We start from the raw sequence: 19,300 nt of genomic DNA, 5'->3' as shown, positions 1-19,300 counted from the left end.
CCGAAGAGCACCAAATTCACCGTTTCCGGATCCTCCAGTGTCATGTCGCTCAAAGCCGTCACAGTGAAACTAGCGGTTGTTTGCCCCGCATCAAAACTCAACACCCCCGTCGCCGAAGTGTAATCCCCTGCTGTGCCTCCAGAAGTGGCCGAACCGTCAACAGTAGAGTAGTTAATCGATGCAGCCTCCGTGCCACCGGTGCGAATAACGTTAATCGTAACCGTGCTGCCTTCAGCCACCGTGTAATTTTGTTGGTCGAACTCGAAGAGACTTGGAAGCGTCGGAGTCGGCGGCGGCACATCATTAATCGTCACAATTGACGGATTACTGCCGACATTGCCACCGAAGAGCACCAAATTCACCGTTTCCGGATCCTCCAGTGTCATGTCGCTCAAAGCCGTCACAGTGAAACTAGCGGTAGTTTGCCCCGCATCAAAATTCAACACCCCCGCCGCGGGAGTGTAATCCCCTGCTGTGCCTGCTGAACTTGCCGAACCGTCAACACTCAGGTAGTTAATCGATGCAGCCGCCGTGCCACCGGTGCGAGTAACGTTAATCGTAACCGCGCTGCCTTCAGCCACCGTGTAATTTGGTTGGGCGAACTCGAAGAGACTTGGAAGCGTCGGCACCACAGTAATCCCTTGATATTCAATTTTCCGCACTAGGTAGTCGGAACTATCGTCTTTGAAGGAAGTGGCGAGGTAGGCAGCGGTGGGGCTATTGAAGGCTATGGCGGAGAACCGCAGTTCGTCAAAACTAGCGCCGGTGAGAGTGTCTCCTACTATCGAGAAGTCGAAATTGCCATCGGTGCGATCGGCAGTGAAAGTCACTCCATTTGAAGACACAGCGATCGGCTGTGGAGCGCTCGAAGCGTTGAGGCGAGTAACCGTAAAATTGCTGGCCGATACCGGCGCCCCATCCTTAAAGAGTTGCAGCACACCAGCTTCATTGCCTTGATCGTCCACTACAAGACTTGATTTGGGAAGTAATGCACTGATGCCGATCGTGGCGCTAGTAATTTCTTGGTTATCTGCCCATTTCACCTTCAGCACCTGAGATTGATTGGTGTTGGGGTCATGGTTGATTTCCGCCCGAATTTTATTGACGTAAGTGTACCAACCATCATAAGAGGATGGGACACCAATACCAGCGCTACTGCCGTAGCTCAACCAGCTTTTAGGGTTTTCGTTCGTTGCAAACGTGAGGTTGCTGATGACAGTAGGGTTAGTGTAGTTCGTTTCCACGCCATCAAAAGCTATCCCAGACAGTTGGATGCCTTGATTCTGGGCGGCAGTAGGCCATTGTGTAATTAGCTCAGTGATGCTGCTGTAATTATTGGTTTGACCCAAAGAACCATTGAATGAAGTAGCCATAGCTTCTCTTTTGATAGTGAATAATTAAGGAGTAGAAGTGACTGAAAACCCGATGTTGGGCTTTCTTTATAGCGCGCGGTCACTTCAATAAACATTTCGTCCTAAGTACGTGCAGCTAAATCCAGTAAAAATGCTTGCCCAATAAGCATCTGAAGGCTTTCTTGCCCCGGATCGGTAGAGTGTAATTAGTTACACCTACGGACACCTACTTAATAGAGATGGTCAGCTTTCATCATCAATAATAACTTTTATCCGGAAAAATTGCGATTTTTTTTTCAGCCCAATCAAAAGCGGGTTTTCCAAATCTGTAGAGGAGAGCTTAAATTCCACATTCCGGGCCCCGCAAGAGGCAGCGTTCACTGCTTCAGCGGACCCAAGTCAATCAGCAGAGACAATTATGAGTAACAATACTCGGGAATTTATATGTCTAAGCATAACCCTGTTGGGAATTCCTGAAAATTGAGGTTCGGGCGTAAGTTAAATCTAATTCCATTAAAAATGCGGTAAAAAAACAAGTTTATTGCCGATCCGTAATGTGATTGACGATCGCCCTCAAGATGTCAAATGGGTTCTATATGAGAAGTGAGTTGATTCATTCAAAACCAGCCATCATGTTATATTTATTTGTACTTACGTACTTACGTACTTACTTACTTAACGAGCGATGAACTTATCAAAACATAGGTTGTGGTTGTTGGGAGCGATCGCCATTACTGCAATAATTATCGTTACCCTGTTATTTGCTCCTGCTAACAACAAAGTCAACAGCGGTTCTACTTATAATAGAGCGCCGGACGGCTACGGAGCATGGTATGCTTTTATGTCAAAACGGGGAACCGAGGTTCAGCGCTGGCAAAAACCTTTTGAGGACTTTGCTAAAAACCAAGATGCAAAACCGCCCACTACACTTTTACGTATCTATAGTAAATTGATACCAGAAGTTGTTTCTGAGACAGAGAAAGAGTGGGTAGAACAGGGAAATACTTTGGTAAATTTGGGAGTTCGCGCGCCAGTGACACCAGCACCTTTTAGTAGCTTGCACCCCGCTTCAGCCGGGGAAATCAAGATTGACACGGGGCGGAGATATCCCAGCGACAAAAAACAAGTTTTAGACGATCGATTTGGGGCAATTGTTTGGAAAAAACAAGTGGGAAAGGGTACAGTTTATTTTGCCAGCACCTCCCATTTAGCTGCTAATGCTTATCAGGATTTTCCAGGTAATTATGAATTTTTAGCAGGGCTGGTTACTCAATTAGAAGGTGGAGAACAAGAAATAGAGGGAGCACAGCAGGCTCTAGCAGTGAAATTAATCCAAAATTCGAGCAACCCGCAAAGCCAGGGAACGAGTAAAATCCTCAATAAAGTCTGGGTAGACGAATACATTCACGGCTACAAAGATGGAGAAGTTATTGAACGCGAATACGAGGGAAATTTATTCGCTTATTTAGCCAAAACTCCTCTATTTCCCGTTTTGATACAGGGTACAGTTATTTTACTCGTTGCTATTTTTGCCGGGTGGAACAGGTTTGGACAGCCTGTAACTATATCAGCGCCGCCGGTTGACAACAGCGAAGCTTACATTCAAGCATTAGCGGGTGTCTTGCAAAAAGCAAACAGCACTGATTTCGCGGTAGAAATTATCGGGAAAGAAGAACAGTTACAACTGCAAAAAGCATTATTATTGGGACAGACCTCGCTGGAAAGTGAAACCCTAACAAATGCTTGGGTTGAGCAAACAGGGCGAAAAGCGGCAGAATTGTCAGAACTTCTGCCCTCGCCATCTCATAAACGCCGAATCAGCGATTCAGATTTGCTAGCGTGGTTGGGTAAATGGCAGCAGATCCGTCAACATCTCCCCTCTGACAGGAAAAATCTAAAATGAGCGAAACAAACTCGATTTTTAAACGCCTCAGCCAAGCCCTCGACAAAATAGTTGTGGGTCAATCTTCCACTGTACAGCACTTGCTAGTGGCACTTTTGAGCGGCGGCCACGTGATTGTTGAGGGAGTCCCTGGAACCGGGAAAACTTTACTTGTAAAAGCGATCGCCCAATTGATACAAGCAGATTTTCGCCGCATTCAACTAACGCCGGATATTTTGCCGTCGGATATCTTGGGAACGAATATTTTTGATTTTGACAGCCACAGTTTTACCCTGAAAAAAGGGCCAGTGTTTACTGAAGTTTTGCTGGCGGATGAAATTAATCGCACGCCTCCGAAAACCCAGTCAGCACTGCTAGAAGCAATGGAAGAACAGCAGGTAACGTTAGACGGTGAGACTTTAGCACTGCCAGAATTATTTTGGACGATCGCCACTCAAAATTCCCTAGAATTTGAAGGCACTTATCCGCTACCAGAAGCTCAGTTAGACCGATTTTTATTTAAACTGGTGGTTGACTATCCCGATGCAGCCGCCGAAAAGCAAATGTTGCTGAACGCAGAGGCAGGATTTCGCGCTAAACGCCTCGATTTAGCTAGGATAAAATCTTTAGCAACGGTAGAGCAAATAATTAGCGCCCGTCAAGCAGTACAAACAGTCAAAGTAGAAGAAAAAGTGCTCGATTACGTGCTAGCTTTGGTACACAATACGCGAAAACATCCCGATTTGGCATTGGGTGCTTCTCCGCGATCGGCAGTAGCTTGGTTGCAAAGTAGTAAAGCTCACGCTTGGCTAGCCGGCAGGGATTATACTACTCCTGATGATGTGAAGGCGATCGCACTGCCGCTTTTGCGTCACCGTCTGATTCTCAAACCAGAATCGCTGCTAGATGGTTTGCAAATTGATTCGGTAATTGCTTCGGTATTAAAACAAGTCGCTGTACCGAGGTAAACTGAAATATAACTATGACGATCGCAATCAAAATTCTGGATCGTAATGATGCAGATATTCTCAAGAATGTCGGTCTAGATGTCTTTGACAACTCGATCGATATCCCACGTACTGAAGAATTTTTGACAGACTCGCGCCACCATCTGGCTGTTGCAATCGATGACGATCGAGTTGTCGGCTTTGTCTCAGCAGTTCATTATGTTCATCCCGACAAGGCACGTCCCGAACTGTGGATTAACGAGGTTAGCGTAGCAGAAACTCATCGCCGGCAAGGTTTGGGGAAGCGCTTGATGAATGCAGTATTTGAGGTCGCTCGTGAGTTGGGTTGTACAGAAGCTTGGGTGCTTACCGATCGCGAAAATACAGCAGCGATGAATCTGTATTCGGCTGTTGGTAATCCAGAAACACCGAGCGATTGTGTTATGTTTACGTTTCGTTTGGAGGAATCGAATTCATGACAAAAAATCTTTATTGCGCAAGTATTGTAGGAATTGAGTTCAAAAATACCACACCAGAAGTATGAAGAAGTCTCTAAACGAAGTCAAGAAGCTTGAAGACCTGCCAAACATTGGGAAAGCAATGAGTGCGGATTTGCGAAGCATTGGTATTGAGCAACCAGATCAACTTAAAACGCGATCGCCATTAGAAGTCTTTCAGGAACTTGCTAATGTCATGGGACATCGCCACGATCCATGTGTACTTGACGCTCTCATTTCTGTCAAAAGATTCCTCAATGGCGAACCAGCTAAGCCTTGGTGGAGGTATACAGGTGAACGACGCAAACTACTTGCAAATCATCTAAAGGAAGAAAGCAAATGAAATTCGGATATACAATTATTTACGTTGCTGACGTACTAAGTTCATTGACTTTTTTTGAAATGGCTTTTGGGTGCAAAAAGAAGTTCATTGATGAATCAGGAGATTATGGTGAACTTGACACTGGGGAAACAACTTTATCTTTTGCTACACATTCTCTAGGCGCGTCAAATTTCCCAAATGGTTATATTTCGGCTGATTCATCGGATAAACCTTTGGGTGTTGAAATAGCACTTACCACTGATTCAGTAGAAATGGCACATCAACAAGCGATCGCAGCAGGTGCATTAGAGTTAAAAGCACCTCTCAAAAAACCTTGGGGTCAGATTGTTTCCTATGTTAGATGTCCAGACGGAACTCTCGTTGAATTGTGTACACCAGTATCTTAATCAGAAATTGTAATGATTCCTGCTATTCGCCTTTATTTTCTGTTAGCGATCGCCATTCCGATCGCCCTTTTGCTGGCTATGCTGGTAAATCAGCAGACAAGTATTATCGGCACTTTGCTATTTGACTGTTTAATTGTAGGTCTAGCCATTACCGACGCACTGCGCGTAAAATCTCATCGGGTGCAAGTGACACGCCATCCGCTGCACAGACTTTCGATTGGGCGAGACAATCCGGTTTTACTGTCAGTGCGATCCTCTCCGAGGGCTGCGCTAACGGCAAATCAAACAGCTAAAATTCGCCTGCGCGACTCATATCCGCTAGAGTTTGATGTCTCTCAACAGATGCTGAAAGCAGACCTCAATCCTAACAGCGATCGGGAATTAACTTATACAATTCGCCCGCAAAATCGCGGAGAATATAAGTGGGGAGATATTCAGGTGCGGCAGTTGGGAAACTGGGGTTTAGCATGGAACGACTGGACAATACCTGCTAGTGAAAAAGTGGCTGTTTATCCCGATTTAGTGATGTTGAAAGAACTCTCTATTCGGCTAACATTAGAAAATAGCGGCACAATGCGTGGGTTGCGAAAACTCGGCATCGGAACTGAATTTGCCGAACTGCGGGAATATGGTATTGGTGACGATCCTCGCTTGATTGATTGGAAAGCTACTGCGAGGCGATCGCGCCCTTTAATCAGAGTTTTAGAACCAGAAAAAGAGCAAACTTTGATTATTTTACTCGACAGGGGACGGCTGATGACCGCGCGAGTGCAGGGTTTGAAGCGTTTTGACTGGGGAGTTAATGCAGCGCTGTCTTTAGCCTTGGCTGGACTAAATCGGGGCGATCGCGTGGGAGTCGGTGTGTTCGATCGGGAGATCGCGACTTGGATACCGCCGGAACGCGGTCAACATCAACACTCTAAATTAATTGAACGCCTGGCGCCAATTCAGCCAGTTTTGTTAGAACCAGACTATGTTGGTGCTGTAACTAAATTAGTAAGTCAACAAACTCGCCGTGCATTAGTAGTGCTAATTACTGATTTAGTAGATGTCACAGCTTCTACAGAAATGCTTTCGGCATTAGCGCGTTTAACACCTCGTTATTTGCCTTTTTGCGTAACTTTGCGCGACCCTCTCGTTGACAAAATCGCTCACACTTCCACCGTGGAAATTACACCTGCTTATAATCGTGCTGTAGCTTTAGATTTACTAGCACAGCGTCAGGTAGCTTTTGCACAGTTGAAACAAAAAGGAGTTTTGGTTTTGGATGCACCAGCCAATCAAATTAGCGAACAATTGGTTGCCAGATATCTGCAACTTAAGTCTCGGAATCAGCTTTAATCTTCTCAGCTTCCGCAGCATTCGCAAAGTAAGGTAAAGGCCCTTTGAGAACCGACCAGTTTTTGTAGATAAAACCGATTACCCAAGGGGCTGACAAAGCAAAAAACAACACACCTAGCTGTACTTGAGAGCGAAATATTTCTAGAGTGCTTCCTGTTTGATTGTCTCCAAAAAATATTGTATATGACAAATCCCAACCGATAAAAATAATATTTCTCAAAACCATAAAAATTATTAGTACAAATAAGCTGCGGGTTTTTGCATACAAAATTTCGTAAATTAAAAACAGAATAATTATATTTAGTAAATTGTTCGGAATAAAAGTAATTATATACAACAGTAAAACAGGTATTATTGCTGGGATATTTCCCCATTTCACAGCCCATCTGTGTAAGATAACAGCCATGAGAATAAAGGCACAGCATATGGGAAATATTGCACAATAATAAATAGCACAAATTAAGTAGTAAAGTGCCGGAAAAAATGTTTTTGAAGCCACAATTAAAATAAGGCTATTTCTATCATTTCGTAGTAATTGCTCAACAAAAGAAGGTACAATAAAAGACAAAGTATAATAAAATATTCGGAACAAGCTTATTGAAAAAACCACGCTAGCGATCGCCAGACCTACTAATGGCAACCATTGGTAGCGATCGGGGACTTTACCAACTAGATATTTAATTTCAATTCCTGCTAGCCTGCATTGTCGCCACACCAAAGCCAATATCAAAATCCCTAAATAAGCGTCTAATATTGCGTTAACTAATGGTTCTTTACCATCGAACGTTATCCCCTGTGTATAGGCAATCATTGCTATTTGAAAGTAAATGCCTAGACCGAATAACCACACCCATCCAAATATCTGCCGAACCTTGATTCGAGCAAAAGGATTGTCTTCGGGAAAGCGGATGTTAATCTGAGTCATGATTTTAATTGATTGCTTGGCTCAATATGGGTAGGTAAGGTGCTATTTCGGTCAATTTAAAGTCAAATGTATTCACAGACTGCTGTTTGACCGTTAGATTTAGATCCGCCCTAGCCCCCCTGATAGTCGGGGGGAACCGGAAGTCCTCTTTCGTCCCCCTCCGGCGGGGGATTTAGGGGGATCGCCCCGATTTCAAGATGCGAATTATCTAGGAACTTCAGCCGATCGCCTTTTACTGCAATACATCACCAACAGCGCAAACAACCCGATCCCAGCCAAATACTTCAACGGATCGGGAATTGCCGGATTTGGCGAGAAAAAACCCTCGATCGTACCAGCAATTACCAGCATCGGTACAATCCCAAATACCAATTGTGCAGCTTGAGTACCGTAAAACTTCATAGCATCAGCACGACGGTACTTGCCAGGAAAAAAAATTGCCCGGGCGATGATTAAACCAGCGCCGCCAGCTAAAAAAATCGCCGGCAATTCCAGGGAACCGTGAGGAAATACAAAGGCCCAAAAAGGGTAAGCTAAATTGTGCTGAGCTACTAAACTGGCGATTGCGCCGATCATCACTCCATTAAATGCCATAATATAAACAGTGTAAAGACCGAAAACAATCCCTCCCCCAACAGCCGCAAAGCATACGGATAGATTGTTAGTCATAATACCGCTAGAAGCTAAAGGTTCGATTCCCACAATTGAACCCATCCACAATTTCCCGTCATCGCGTACCGTTTTAATCAAATCTCCAGGAACTGCTAGGGACAAAAACGCCGGATCTTGCCAAGCAAACCACCAAGCAATCAACGCCATTATTAAAAAAATACCCGTCGCAGTCGCCGTATAACCAAACGTCTCCTGTACCGTAGCCGGAAAACCCCAGCGGCAAAACTCCACTACAGCTTCCCAATCTTGGCGGCGCGAACCTTGGTAAATTTGGGTATAGCCGCGAGAAGTTAACCTTTGCAAATCTTGTAACAAAATATTACCGACTTCATTTGTCCTCGCCCTAGCCAAATCCGCCGAAACAGAACGGTACAAACTCGCTAATTCGGTGATTTCAGACGCAGGTAGGGACTTTAGCCCCTTTTTTTCTACTTGCTGTAAAAGAGTGTCCAACCGTTTCCAGTTGGGTTCCCGCCGCGCGATCCAACGTTTAACATTCATAAAGTTTTCACGAAGTTCTATTAGATATAGCTTAAGATAGTGGTAAATTTTCCGCCTCACACCACTACACCCATCCAGTCATGCCTAAAAATCTTAGTTCTTCTGGACAAACAGGCCCCTTGAGCGTCGGTAATGTTGTTAGTGCTAGTTTGCGCATTTACCGCGACCATTTTAAGTCATATTTTGGTTTGGCATTCGTAGCTTCTCTGTGGTTGTTAGTTCCGATTTACGGTTGGGCTAAATATTCTGCGATCTCAGCGCTCATTTCTCGTCTGGCTTTCGGTGAAGTTAGGGAAAAGCCAGAGACTGTCAGTGATGCTCGCCGTCAGGTCAATCCTCGGATGTGGAGTTTTTTATGGGCGGGTATATTGACATTTCTGATTTTCTTTGGGGTATCCTTGGTAGGTGGGATCGCTATGGCCATATTGGCAGGGGGGGCTGGTGCTATTTTTGGGCAAAATTACGTAATTATTGTAGCTTTTCTGGTAGTTGCGGTCATTGCTTTCTTAATTATATATATCCGAATTATCTCTCGCTTGCTGATTGTTGAGTTGCCGCTGGCGATCGAAAATAATATAGGTGCTACTTCAGCAATCGGTCGCAGTTGGGAGTTAACTAAGGGGTCGGTCGGACGCATTCAGTGGATAGTTTTTGTGGGCATTTTGGTTTCACTCCCGATCACGATTGTTGTGCAGATACTTACTACGATCGTTCAAAGTGTTTTAAGGGCAGTTTTGGAACCAGAATCTGGTATGTTTTACTTAGTTTATTTTCTTCTGATTTTGCCATTGAGCTTTGCCAGCGGTGCGCTTGTGACTCCTTTTTGGCAGGCTATGAAAGCCATTATCTACTACGACCTCCGCAGCCGCAAAGAAGGTTTGGGTTTGCAAATGCGCAAGCGCTAATTCAGCCTCTGTCAAAACATAAAATTTGCTCAAATTTATGCGACTTTTTAATCGATTCACTCTCCACACTCCCGAAAGTGTAGAGATCGAATTTATCTTAGCGGGAATTGGCAACCGAGCCTACGCATTGCTGATAGACTATATCATTTTGGGTTTGATTATAGTAGTGTTTCTATTAGGTGCGCTGATATTTAATTCAGTGTTGCTTGAGACGATCGCAAACTTGCTAGGAAGTACCAAAGGCTTAGCACTCTGGTTGATAGCAGTTCAGGCATTAATTGGTTTTTTCATTTATGTAGGTTACTTTGTATTTTATGAAACGGTGTGGTCTGGTCAAACACCAGGCAAGCGTTATGTCAAAATCCGAGTAATTCGGGATGACGGCCGTCCAGTCAGGCTTCAGCAATCAACACTACGGGCTTTGCTGCGACCTTTTGACGACTTATTTTTTATAGGTGTATTTTTCATAGTTTTAAACCAGCGGGAAAAACGTTTAGGAGATTTGGTAGGAGGCACCCTGGTAATTCAAGAAGAACAACCTCTGACAACTGCTGCATTGAAAGTATCAAAATCTGCTCAATCCCTAGCAAAAAAATTGCTGATAGAGGCCGATATTTCCAGCTTGCTTCCCGAAGATTTTGCTGTAATTCGAGAGTATTTACAGCGGCGCGAAGGGATGATACCTAATGCCAGAAATGAATTGAGCAAACAACTGGCTACTCAAGTTAAAGAAATCATAGGTTGGGAAAGAATGCCGAAAAAAGTTGATGCTAATGTCTTTTTAGAGGCTGTTTATCAGGCCTATCAGCAGCAAGTTGACAATTAATATCAAGCCAGGTTAATTACTTATAAATCCACGGGCATAGGGAATTGGACATTGGTCATTAATCTGACTAAAGCAGGAATTATGCACTTACCCTCTGATTTGTCAGCGGCAACTCTACAATAAACTCAGTTCCTTCGCCAACCTGACTGACGCAGCTCAGCTTGCCGCCGTGAGCTTGAACAATTACCTGATAGCACACTGAAAGTCCCAAACCAGTGCCTTTCCCCACAGGTTTAGTAGTAAAAAACGGGTCAAAAATCTTGTCTTGAATTTCTGGTGGAATGCCAGACCCCGTGTCGCGGACAGAGATTGTTACCCAGTCCGGCTCGCTTTGCCAACTGCGGATGGTTAATTCTCCCGGTTTTAGCGCTGACTGGAGCGCATCTAAAGCATTGTCAATCAAATTATAAAATACTTGGTTGATTTGACTGGCATGACATTTGACGGGCGGCAAACTGCCGTATTGTTTGTCGATTTTGATATTTGTTTTTAGCTTGTTTTGCAGCATCATGAAACTGCTTTCTAAACCTTCATTCAAATCTACCGGTTTTAATTCAGCGTGGTCTAAACGAGAAAAACTTCGCAGCGTCATCACGATGGAGCGAATCCTGCCGCTGCCTTCCCGCATTGAATTGACCAGTTTGCCAAAGTCTTCTCGAATGTAATCCAGTTCTAGTTCTTCATTAATTCTGACAATTGCCTCCGCTGCTTCCGGGCAGGCATTCCCGGCCAGTTCGAGAGCTTCGTTCAAGACTTGAAAATATTCTTGAGCGTGAAACAAGTTAGCGTGGATGAAATTGTTGGCGTTGTTAATTTCGTGAGCAATTCCCGCTACCATTTGCCCCAAACCTGACATTTTTTCGCTTTGAATCAATTGCTGCTGTGTCGATCGCAATTCTTGGAATGCTGCTTGCAATTGCTGGGTTTGAGCTTGAGATTTGACCGCAGCTTCTCGGACTTTACTGTAAAGTTCTGCTTGCTGAATGGCGATCGCCATTTGGTCGGCTAGCTGCGACAGCAACTCCATTTCTTGCCGCTGCCAATTGCGGGTATCCCCGCACTCGTGAGCGATCAGCAAACCCCACAGTTTACCGGGAAATTTTAAATTAGAACTTCCGGCTGTAGGGATTGAATCTTCTTCGCTTCTGGATGTAACAATCGGCACGATCAGATTAGCTTTTACCTGCAAACGGTCTAAGAAATCAACGTGGCAAGACTCTAAACCGGCATTGAAAATATCATTAATTGCTTTGACTCGCCCTTGCTGGTAAAGTTCCGCGTAATCTCCCCGGAAACACTTATCCGCCCCCATATCTCCTAAAATTGAAGGCCAAGGAACCGTCATGTTTTCAACAACAACTTTTCCCCGCCAGTTGTCTTGAAACTGGTAAATAATTACTCGATCGCACTGCAACAGTTGGCGAACTTCCCTCACCGCTGTTTCCAGGATAGTTCCCAGATCCAGGGTACTGCGAATTTGGTTGCCGATCAGCCGCAGCAGCGATTCTCGTTCGGCTTGGCGCCTGGTTTTGCTGTAGAGTTTGGCTTGATTGATCGCGATCGCCAATTGCGATGCTACCCCTTCTAAAAGTTGCTGTTCCCACTGGGTCCATTCCCGTTCGCGATCGCACTGATGCAAGCCAATTATGCCATTCATTTCACCTTGATAGCGAGTAGCTACTGCCAGCATTGACTTAATTTCCAAAGCTTCGGCAATGTTTCGCGTTTGTTGGTTCAATCCCGGAAAATCGAGAAACTTCGTCACTGCTAGCGACTCTTGCTGAGACACGACTGCTGTCAAATGCGGGTTGTCAGCCATCGGTACTTTCATGCCCAGTTGGATCGGATAGTCCCCCGCGTTGTACTCTCCCCGCGTGACTAAAGTTTTGTCTGTATTTGATTCTTTGACTAAAATGCTCACGCGGCTGGACTGTAGCGCTTGCCCCAGCAATCTGCAGGCCGATGTCAAAATTTCTTCTATGTCAAGTGTACTGCGAATTTCGTTATTAATTTGGTTCAGCAAGTTTGATAACTGAACTTGCTGCTGCATCTGCAAGATTAGGGCTTTTTGTTGGTCTACTTCCGGCTGCGAAAGACTTTCTTCCTCTCTCCAATTTTCATGTTCAGGCAACCGCGAAGTTACTCTCTGCCAGGGGTTTTCGTGTTCTTGTATTTTTAAAGACATATTTACTCAGCACTTGTACTGTATAGTGATCGATCGTGGTTTTTTAAACCTGTGCTTACCCCGCCAAGATCCCGATCGCAGTTACCAGGACTTTTGGACTATCTTAAGACATTATAAATGATGCAGCCTGAGCATAGCAATTATTTGCTTTACCAATATTTATAAATATAAACTATGCGGTCTGCAGCCGACAATACTAATTGGCGCGCCCATTGAACTTGGTCTGATGTCAAATAGAGTTAACTGCTTGGTTAAGCGAAGAAAATTAACCTAAAATACCTCTTTAGTTCAATCTTTGCGCGCGCCCTCGATCGATCGACATGGAAAACTCAATTCCCGACAATTTTCCTTCGCCACCTTGCAGCGACAACCTTACATCTGCATTAAGAGGTAAAGGTCAGATTAAAATAGCTTTAGCGATCGGCAATTCGCGGCTGCACTGGGGATTATTTGCGGGCTCAACTCTGGAGAAAACATGGGATACAGAGCATCTCAATGCTGATGCTGTTTCCCAGGTCTCCGACTCGCTAAAGGCAGAATATTTGGTGCAAACAGTAATGAGGTCGATCGAGGAAATATCTGCTCAAAATCTCCTTTGTCTTCCTGCTACTCCCGCTTTTTCTAGTCCTCACACACTTTCTTTAGTGCCGCTGCCTCTAGTTTTAGCCTCAGTTGTTCCCCAACAAACAGCAATTTGGCAGAGTTATCCAAATGTCCGGATTATTACTTTAGACCAGTTGCCGATCGGGGGACTCTATCCTACCCTGGGAATTGACAGAGCTTTGGCTGTACTTGGCGCTGGCAACCAATTCGGTTGGCCAATTTTACTTATAGATGCTGGTACAGCTTTAACATTTACTGGGGCTGATGTCAATAGGTATTTAGTTGGGGGCGCCATCTTACCGGGTTTGGGTTTGCAGTTATCGTCGCTCGGTAGAAAAACCGCTGCATTACCGTTAATCAGCTTACCAGAAAATCTGCCGCATCGCTGGGCGAAAGACACTGCTGGGGCTATTCAAAGCGGAGTAGTGTATGCGACGGTGGCAGGAGTTAGGGATTTTATTGAAGATTGGCGGTGTTTGTTTCCTGATAGCAAAATTGCACTCACGGGGGGCGATCGAACTTTGCTTTTAAAATACCTCACCGCAGCCTTTCCCCAGACGGCTTCCTGGGCCTTAATTGACGCACCAGAGGCTATTTTTTGGGGAATTAGCTTGTTAAGTGTTGACTGTTAAGTGTTGACTGTTGACTGTTGACTGTTGACTGTTGACTGTTAGCAATTACCAATTACCAATTCCCACTTCACTTAGCAAATTCTCGAATATACTTAGCAACAATCTCCGGGACTTCCTGCGGCAAATTGCTTTTCCCGGGACTGACAAATTGCAGTTCGGCATTAGGAGCCAGAGCAGCATAGGATTGACACAGAGACGAAGCTGCGGGGGTATCTTCAGAACCGTGCAACAGCAAAACAGGTGCTTTCAGCAAATGCAAATTCTCATCAACTAACTCCGCTGTAATTTCGACCCGCCGGCGCCGGAACAGCAACTCCACGGCAACTGGGGACTGCATCAACTGCTGTCTGAACTTTAGCAGTCCGTCAATCTTGTTTTGGCGGCCGAGCAACTTAGCAATTGGATAGATCGATCGTAGCAACCAGAAAGCCAGCGGTGGTTTGCTGTAAAGCCAGTTAGCCGTCTGCCACCGCCCCCGCCGGTTGCCAACCTTGACGCCTTCAGGGGCCAACAACACCAAACCCTGAACTCTCGCGGGATATTTGATAGCGTAGCTGGCAGCCACCCAGCCACCGAGAGAGTGACCGATTAAATAAACCTCTCGCAGCTTCAAAGTATCGAGGTATTGGGCGAGACATTCTACCTCCAGGTCGATCGAATAATGAATATTCGGGCGTTCCGAGTCGCCAAACCCCAGCAAATCCGGTGCGAAGCATTGGTAGTAGGGGTTCAAATGTTCGATCGTCCTCAGCCACTGACTGCTGTCGAGCCAAGAACCGTGCAAAAATACTAAATTCGGGCCTTGACCGACTTCGTGCCAAAAGATTTGCCCTACAGAGAGTTTGATCCGAGAATTGCGTAGCGGTGAGTACATCCGGTTAAATATTTAGCAATAATAAAGATGATTAATTTAATGTTCAGAGATTGTGAATAAAAGTAGGAAAACATTAAAAATTAATTCCACCGAGGACCAGGGAACTTTTGACGGCTTTGGTAATTCCGAACTTGGCTGCACCAATTTAGATGCCCCGCCAGTTTACGCCAAAGTGGTCAGGCCTTGAAAATAGTCCTGTAAGTGCTGGTCGTTATCATGGCTGAGCTGGCCCTGCGGCAGGGATGCGGGCAAAAAAGCCTCAACCTCGCTAATTTCAAGCGTATCCTGAACTTGCATCTTTCCCTGCACCTCTGCTGCCACCACGATACAAATCGAGTGCAGGCGAGGATCTCGATCGGCAGCCGAATAAACGCCCACCAAGCGACGGATTTTAACTAAATCGAGTCCTGTTTCCTCCGCTAATTCTCGCCGCACTGTCGTCGGAATATCCTCTCCCCAATCCACCATACCTCCCGGCAGTCCCCAGCGACCGTTGTCGCGGCGGCGAATTAACACAATTCGCCCGTCAGGCAATACGGGAATCACCGCAGTACCAGTGACGGGATGTCGAAAAATTACCCCTAGCACTGTTTGTACAAATCGCCACAATCGACGCATAAACTCAAAAGCTTGTTTAGGAGAAAGTAATTTCAGGCCTCCTAGCTCTGGGCTCGGGAGTCTTAATTTTTAATTTTTCATTCACGCCAGAGGTCTGGCAAGTCTGCTAATATCTCCGCTGCGTCAGATTCTGGTTTGACTTTGCGTTGACACTCTCCGCCCTAGAAGGGCGAAGATTCTTGGCTCATGAGGGAGCCAGTGCTTAACCCCTCGCCAAGCATCTGAACCGTATGTCCTACGGCTGCAAGTCCACGTTGCCTCACTACTTGAGCGGAGGCAACGTCCCTATCAATTTCATATCCACATTCGCCGCACCGATGAATCCGTTGGCTTAACTCTTTCTTGCCCGTATGATAGTTGCAATTCGGGCAAATTTGACTGGTTCCATCCGGATTCACCTTGGCAAAATAGACTCCCCGCTTCCAGCATATCCACTCTAGGATTGAGAGAAACTCTCCAAACCCGGAGTCTAGGGTGTGTTTGGAAAACATCCCTTTCGCCCAAGCCTTAAAGTTCAAGTCTTCAGCAAATATCATTCCAGCTTCGTCGCAGAGTTTATGCGCCAACTTGAAATGAAAATCTTTGCGAGTGTCGCGAATATGTTCGTGCAACCTAGCAACTTTGGCTTGCGCTTTTTGCCAATTGTTTGACCCTAATTTTTTGCGACTAGCTCGCTGTTGGAGCAATTTCAGCTTCCCTTGGAGGTATACAAAAAATCGAGGTCTAGCGATTTGCTCTCCCGTTGAAGTTGCCAAAAAACTTTTTAACCCTAGATCTATACCCACAGCTTGCCCGTGTGGCATGACATGGGGAACATCAACATCGGCTTGCAACGTTAGCATCACGTACCAACCGGATGCCCGTTTTACCAATTGCGCTTGCTTAGCAACAAAACCGTCCGGGATAGGACGAGACATTCGCATTTTGACCCAACCCGCGCCAGGAAGTTTAACTTGATTTTTTTTGACGGGATTGACACCCAACTGAGGGAATAGCAGCGAGCGCATTCTCCCCTGTTTTTTGAACCGAGGAAAACCTCTTCCTGACTCCCACATCCCAATGAAAGCTTTCTCCAACCTTCTCAATACCTGTTGCAGCATTTGAGAATGCGCGGCATTGAGGTTAGGGTTGTTTTTTCTGGCTTTAGTTAAAGCTTTGCACTGGGAAGCAAATGTGGGTCGGGGGGCATCTGCTGGAATGATGTATTCAGTCTTGAGACTGCAAGCGTCTATCCGGCACGACCTTGAGTTATACCAATCCTTGCGCTCGGCTAGCGCAAAATTCCAGACCTTGCGAGCCGTTTCTAGCCACATCTCGTAGGTCTGGATCTGCTGTTGCGTTAGCTTTAAAGCGTAGGTATAAGTCAGGTTTAACATTTCTCAAGTGTATCTTAAAAACAGCCCTGCTATTTTTAAGGCTTCTTTTTGATTAAAAGTCCCCCTAAAAGGGGGAGGCTTTAAACCCATTATTTTTGGTAAACCTCTTCAATCCTACCATCAGGGTCGATCGCGATCGGTCGATCGAATAATTCCTATAAATTCTTTTCCCATAATTTTTTTGACTCCGTAACAGCCGTAGTGGGCCTGCGCGACTTCGGGCTTTGAGTCGCACAGCCTGGGGTATTATCCCGAGGGTAAAAGTAGAGTAGAACTCGTCGCCCTCGAAAATCTGCAAGAATGTGGGCAAGGAGGCCTCGCGGGTGGGGCAGGCTGAAGACAGGAGCGTGACTCACGAACCCATACCGTCCTTTGTCGTCTTTGTCAAGAGTGTATAAAAATATTCGCTTGAGATTGAAAACATGGCGTCCCGATCGGACTCGGATTCCCAGGGACTTAAATCCCCGTGTTCTTTTTTCGGGGTCTTGTGCTGGGTGTGCTATGATCGTCATCGGTCTAAAATTGAGTATAACTAGACAACGTAAAAACTTAACTGGATTAGTTGAGTGCGTAGTCACACCTAACGGTGTTGCGGTTTAGGAAAGCTAAATTTGAACAAAACCTAACTACATTAAAGAGAACTGATCGAGTACGGTAGGGCATACCGGAATTCATGCTTGGGGAGAAGACACCTATAATGCCGCTGGAGCAATCCTGTCGCAAGCAAGTGACTTCGCTGAACCAAGAATCTCAGTCACCAAGAGTGCAGAGTGTCAACCTTAAGAATCCCCGGGCTTTCACGCTCGGGGAGTGTCAATGTTTATTAGTGAGGTCAGAATGGCTAAGCGCCGCAATCTCAAGAAAGAGAAGGCACAACGAAATCAAGCATACGCTCGCAAGTTTCGCAAGCGGAGAAATCAAGATATGTTCTCCAACAAGAGAAGGCGATTTGACGGTGGCAACGGCGGCGGCATGGGCGCCATGAGCGGTGGCGGCAGAGACAAAGATATGGCTGCTGCTGAAGATTAACTGGAGTTTAGACTATCGCACCTGCGGTGCGATAGTCTAAACTCCAGTTACTTTATATTGCCATAACGTAGGCGAAGCCCGCCGAAGGCATCGCTCGATTGACAACTTCATCGCAGTCCACGGAAAAACGGCGATGTTGAGCCAAATTTTGATGCGTTTGCCCTGGGGTTGTCACCCCGTCAAGCCATAACCGCATTGGCGGTTGCTATACTGGTTAATTCATGAGTAAACGTGAAATTTACTGCTACCAAATACGGATGAGCAAAGTCAGAGTTTATAACGAGTGGGACCCACTCGAAGAAATTATTGTCGGACGTGCTACTAACGCAGATGCCTGTCCCCGATTTAGGAGTATTTGCCACTGAATACAGAGACTATGACAGTATCGGAAATATCCCATTCGGTCGATTTAGCGAGCGCATTATCCGAGAAACTGAAGAAGATTTAGACTTACTCGTGCAAACACTTCAAGGGTTCGGCGTTACTGTTCAGCGTCCTGATATCGCCGATCATTCTGTCAAGTTTCGTACTCCTGATTGGGAAGCTGATGGTCTACATAACTACTGTCCCAGAGATGTACTGCTGACAATTGGGACGTGGATTATCGAAACTCCAATGGTCTGGCGCTCCCGTCTTTTTGAAACTCTGTCTTACAAATCCATTCTCATAGATTACTTGCGGAGTGGAGCGAAATGGATTTCAGCGCCCAAACCTCGATTAGCCGACGATATCTATAATCTTAACTTTGACGATCCTAACTCGTTTACGCTCAAAGACTACGAACCTGTATTTGATGCAGCCAATGTATTGCGGATGGGACGAGACTTAATCTATCTAGTCTCTGATAGTGGAAATCGCCTCGGCGCGCAATGGCTTCAGACGTTTCTGGGCGAAGAGTATCGGGTTCACACCTACGACAATATTTACTCTGGAAGTCATGTGGATTCCACAATCGCAGTTATTCGCCCTGGTTTGGTTGTAGTTAACGCTGAACGAGTTGGGAAAAACAATCTACCCGATCTCTTCAAAGGGTGGGATGTTATCTATCTAGAGGAAATTGTTGACATTGGTTACACAAATACAGTCTACAGCACTAAATGGATTGGTATGAACCTACTGATGGTGAATCCGAATTTGGCAATTGTTGACAAAGCCCAATTCCCACTGATCCGAGAACTTGAAAAACGCGGTGTTGATGTTATTGGACTCCAACTCAGACAGTCTCGGACATTAGGAGGAGGGTTTCACTGTGTGACATTAGACGTGCGGCGAACAGGTTCAATAGAGAACTATTCTGCCTAGAGCTTGTTACTAACCCTCTTTCATCACTTGGAGTTTAGACTAAGCAGGTCAAAAAGTACGATCGCTGTGAGACTAGCGAACAGTTCTCAAGAACGGCAACGGTT

At 45.5% G+C, this 19,300-nt stretch carries 19 protein-coding genes; 11 read left to right on the top strand and 8 right to left on the bottom strand.

Annotated features, from left to right (window positions below):
* On the bottom strand, window positions 1-1,373 hold a 1,373-nt coding region (locus QUB61_RS18835), incomplete at its 3' end, for a Calx-beta domain-containing protein (protein WP_333190068.1).
* Between the two features lie 664 nt (window positions 1,374-2,037).
* On the opposite strand from QUB61_RS18835, the gene QUB61_RS18830 reads away from it, so the two are divergent.
* The 6 genes from QUB61_RS18830 to QUB61_RS18805 all read left to right on the top strand — a co-directional run bounded on the left by QUB61_RS18830 (window position 2,038) and on the right by QUB61_RS18805 (window position 6,748).
* Complete coding sequence (locus QUB61_RS18830; RefSeq protein ID WP_333132286.1) at window positions 2,038-3,255, top strand: DUF4350 domain-containing protein; 1,218 nt, start codon at window positions 2,038-2,040, stop codon at window positions 3,253-3,255.
* On the top strand, window positions 3,252-4,202 hold the full coding sequence (locus QUB61_RS18825) for a MoxR family ATPase (RefSeq protein ID WP_333132285.1): 951 nt from the start codon (window positions 3,252-3,254) through the stop codon (window positions 4,200-4,202). Before QUB61_RS18830 ends, QUB61_RS18825 begins: the two co-directional genes overlap by 4 nt.
* A gap of 14 nt (window positions 4,203-4,216) precedes the next feature.
* The gene (locus QUB61_RS18820; RefSeq protein WP_333132284.1) at window positions 4,217-4,660 is read left to right on the top strand and encodes a GNAT family N-acetyltransferase; all 444 of its coding nucleotides are present in this window, start codon (window positions 4,217-4,219) and stop codon (window positions 4,658-4,660) included.
* A 61-nt stretch (window positions 4,661-4,721) separates the two neighbouring features.
* Window positions 4,722-5,021, top strand: a complete 300-nt coding sequence (locus QUB61_RS18815) for a helix-hairpin-helix domain-containing protein (RefSeq protein ID WP_333132283.1) — start codon at window positions 4,722-4,724, stop codon at window positions 5,019-5,021.
* Window positions 5,018-5,407 (top strand): VOC family protein, encoded by a 390-nt coding sequence (locus QUB61_RS18810; RefSeq protein ID WP_333132282.1) that lies wholly within the window; start codon window positions 5,018-5,020, stop codon window positions 5,405-5,407. Before QUB61_RS18815 ends, QUB61_RS18810 begins: the two co-directional genes overlap by 4 nt.
* Before the next feature lie 12 nt (window positions 5,408-5,419).
* The gene (locus tag QUB61_RS18805; protein ID WP_333132281.1) at window positions 5,420-6,748 is read left to right on the top strand and encodes a DUF58 domain-containing protein; all 1,329 of its coding nucleotides are present in this window, start codon (window positions 5,420-5,422) and stop codon (window positions 6,746-6,748) included.
* On the opposite strand, the gene QUB61_RS18800 is transcribed toward QUB61_RS18805, so the two are convergent.
* On the bottom strand, window positions 6,726-7,673 hold the full coding sequence (locus QUB61_RS18800) for a hypothetical protein (protein WP_333132280.1): 948 nt from the start codon (window positions 7,671-7,673) through the stop codon (window positions 6,726-6,728). The genes QUB61_RS18805 and QUB61_RS18800 overlap by 23 nt on opposite strands.
* Window positions 7,674-7,877: 204 nt before the next feature.
* Entirely contained in the window at window positions 7,878-8,846 is a 969-nt protein-coding gene (locus QUB61_RS18795) for a stage II sporulation protein M (protein WP_333132279.1), read from the bottom strand.
* An 80-nt stretch (window positions 8,847-8,926) separates the two neighbouring features.
* Between QUB61_RS18795 and QUB61_RS18790 the strand changes: the two genes are divergently transcribed.
* Complete coding sequence (locus QUB61_RS18790; protein WP_333132278.1) at window positions 8,927-9,751, top strand: DUF975 domain-containing protein; 825 nt, start codon at window positions 8,927-8,929, stop codon at window positions 9,749-9,751.
* Between the two features lie 37 nt (window positions 9,752-9,788).
* Window positions 9,789-10,577 carry an RDD family protein gene (locus QUB61_RS18785; protein WP_333132277.1) on the top strand — a complete coding sequence of 263 codons (789 nt, stop codon included), beginning with the start codon at window positions 9,789-9,791 and terminating at the stop codon, window positions 10,575-10,577.
* A gap of 79 nt (window positions 10,578-10,656) precedes the next feature.
* On the opposite strand, the gene QUB61_RS18780 is transcribed toward QUB61_RS18785, so the two are convergent.
* Window positions 10,657-12,762, bottom strand: a complete 2,106-nt coding sequence (locus QUB61_RS18780) for a GAF domain-containing protein (RefSeq protein ID WP_333132276.1) — start codon at window positions 12,760-12,762, stop codon at window positions 10,657-10,659.
* Window positions 12,763-13,082: 320 nt separating this feature from the next.
* Here QUB61_RS18780 and QUB61_RS18775 point away from each other — a divergent pair, with 320 nt between their 5' ends.
* Window positions 13,083-13,997 carry a pantothenate kinase gene (locus tag QUB61_RS18775; protein WP_333132275.1) on the top strand — a complete coding sequence of 305 codons (915 nt, stop codon included), beginning with the start codon at window positions 13,083-13,085 and terminating at the stop codon, window positions 13,995-13,997.
* Window positions 13,998-14,064: 67 nt separating this feature from the next.
* On the opposite strand, the gene QUB61_RS18770 is transcribed toward QUB61_RS18775, so the two are convergent.
* The 4 genes from QUB61_RS18770 to QUB61_RS18755 form a co-directional block, all read right to left on the bottom strand.
* A complete protein-coding gene (locus QUB61_RS18770) occupies window positions 14,065-14,871 on the bottom strand; it encodes an alpha/beta hydrolase (RefSeq protein ID WP_333132274.1) in 807 nt (268 codons plus the stop codon).
* Between the two features lie 162 nt (window positions 14,872-15,033).
* Entirely contained in the window at window positions 15,034-15,489 is a 456-nt protein-coding gene (locus QUB61_RS18765; RefSeq protein ID WP_333132273.1) for an NUDIX hydrolase, read from the bottom strand.
* Between the two features lie 161 nt (window positions 15,490-15,650).
* Complete coding sequence (locus QUB61_RS18760) at window positions 15,651-16,865, bottom strand: transposase (RefSeq protein ID WP_333132272.1); 1,215 nt, start codon at window positions 16,863-16,865, stop codon at window positions 15,651-15,653.
* A gap of 155 nt (window positions 16,866-17,020) precedes the next feature.
* The gene (locus tag QUB61_RS18755; RefSeq protein WP_333132271.1) at window positions 17,021-17,377 is read right to left on the bottom strand and encodes a redoxin domain-containing protein; all 357 of its coding nucleotides are present in this window, start codon (window positions 17,375-17,377) and stop codon (window positions 17,021-17,023) included.
* 325 nt (window positions 17,378-17,702) lie between these two features.
* Between QUB61_RS18755 and QUB61_RS18750 the strand changes: the two genes are divergently transcribed.
* Both QUB61_RS18750 and QUB61_RS18745 read left to right on the top strand, forming a co-directional pair.
* Complete coding sequence (locus tag QUB61_RS18750) at window positions 17,703-17,894, top strand: hypothetical protein (RefSeq protein ID WP_190738786.1); 192 nt, start codon at window positions 17,703-17,705, stop codon at window positions 17,892-17,894.
* A 306-nt stretch (window positions 17,895-18,200) separates the two neighbouring features.
* Entirely contained in the window at window positions 18,201-19,196 is a 996-nt protein-coding gene (locus QUB61_RS18745; protein ID WP_333132270.1) for an inosamine-phosphate amidinotransferase 1, read from the top strand.
* The last annotated feature ends 104 nt before the right edge of the window (window positions 19,197-19,300 follow it).

The sequence above is a fragment of the Microcoleus sp. C2D2 genome, assembly GCF_036702495.1.
Classification (GTDB): domain Bacteria; phylum Cyanobacteriota; class Cyanobacteriia; order Cyanobacteriales; family Microcoleaceae; genus Microcoleus.
This window is presented reverse-complemented; position numbering and strand designations above follow the sequence as displayed.

Coding starts and splice junctions, on each gene's coding strand:
- QUB61_RS18830 (WP_333132286.1), top strand. CDS start 2,038: ATGAACTTATCAAAACATAGGTTGTGGTTGTTGGGAGCGATCGCCATT.
- QUB61_RS18825 (WP_333132285.1), top strand. CDS start 3,252: ATGAGCGAAACAAACTCGATTTTTAAACGCCTCAGCCAAGCCCTCGAC.
- QUB61_RS18820 (WP_333132284.1), top strand. CDS start 4,217: ATGACGATCGCAATCAAAATTCTGGATCGTAATGATGCAGATATTCTC.
- QUB61_RS18815 (WP_333132283.1), top strand. CDS start 4,722: ATGAAGAAGTCTCTAAACGAAGTCAAGAAGCTTGAAGACCTGCCAAAC.
- QUB61_RS18810 (WP_333132282.1), top strand. CDS start 5,018: ATGAAATTCGGATATACAATTATTTACGTTGCTGACGTACTAAGTTCA.
- QUB61_RS18805 (WP_333132281.1), top strand. CDS start 5,420: ATGATTCCTGCTATTCGCCTTTATTTTCTGTTAGCGATCGCCATTCCG.
- QUB61_RS18800 (WP_333132280.1), bottom strand. CDS start 7,673: ATGACTCAGATTAACATCCGCTTTCCCGAAGACAATCCTTTTGCTCGA.
- QUB61_RS18795 (WP_333132279.1), bottom strand. CDS start 8,846: ATGAATGTTAAACGTTGGATCGCGCGGCGGGAACCCAACTGGAAACGG.
- QUB61_RS18790 (WP_333132278.1), top strand. CDS start 8,927: ATGCCTAAAAATCTTAGTTCTTCTGGACAAACAGGCCCCTTGAGCGTC.
- QUB61_RS18785 (WP_333132277.1), top strand. CDS start 9,789: ATGCGACTTTTTAATCGATTCACTCTCCACACTCCCGAAAGTGTAGAG.
- QUB61_RS18780 (WP_333132276.1), bottom strand. CDS start 12,762: ATGTCTTTAAAAATACAAGAACACGAAAACCCCTGGCAGAGAGTAACT.
- QUB61_RS18775 (WP_333132275.1), top strand. CDS start 13,083: ATGGAAAACTCAATTCCCGACAATTTTCCTTCGCCACCTTGCAGCGAC.
- QUB61_RS18770 (WP_333132274.1), bottom strand. CDS start 14,871: ATGTACTCACCGCTACGCAATTCTCGGATCAAACTCTCTGTAGGGCAA.
- QUB61_RS18765 (WP_333132273.1), bottom strand. CDS start 15,489: ATGCGTCGATTGTGGCGATTTGTACAAACAGTGCTAGGGGTAATTTTT.
- QUB61_RS18760 (WP_333132272.1), bottom strand. CDS start 16,865: ATGTTAAACCTGACTTATACCTACGCTTTAAAGCTAACGCAACAGCAG.
- QUB61_RS18755 (WP_333132271.1), bottom strand. CDS start 17,377: ATGACGATCATAGCACACCCAGCACAAGACCCCGAAAAAAGAACACGG.
- QUB61_RS18750 (WP_190738786.1), top strand. CDS start 17,703: ATGGCTAAGCGCCGCAATCTCAAGAAAGAGAAGGCACAACGAAATCAA.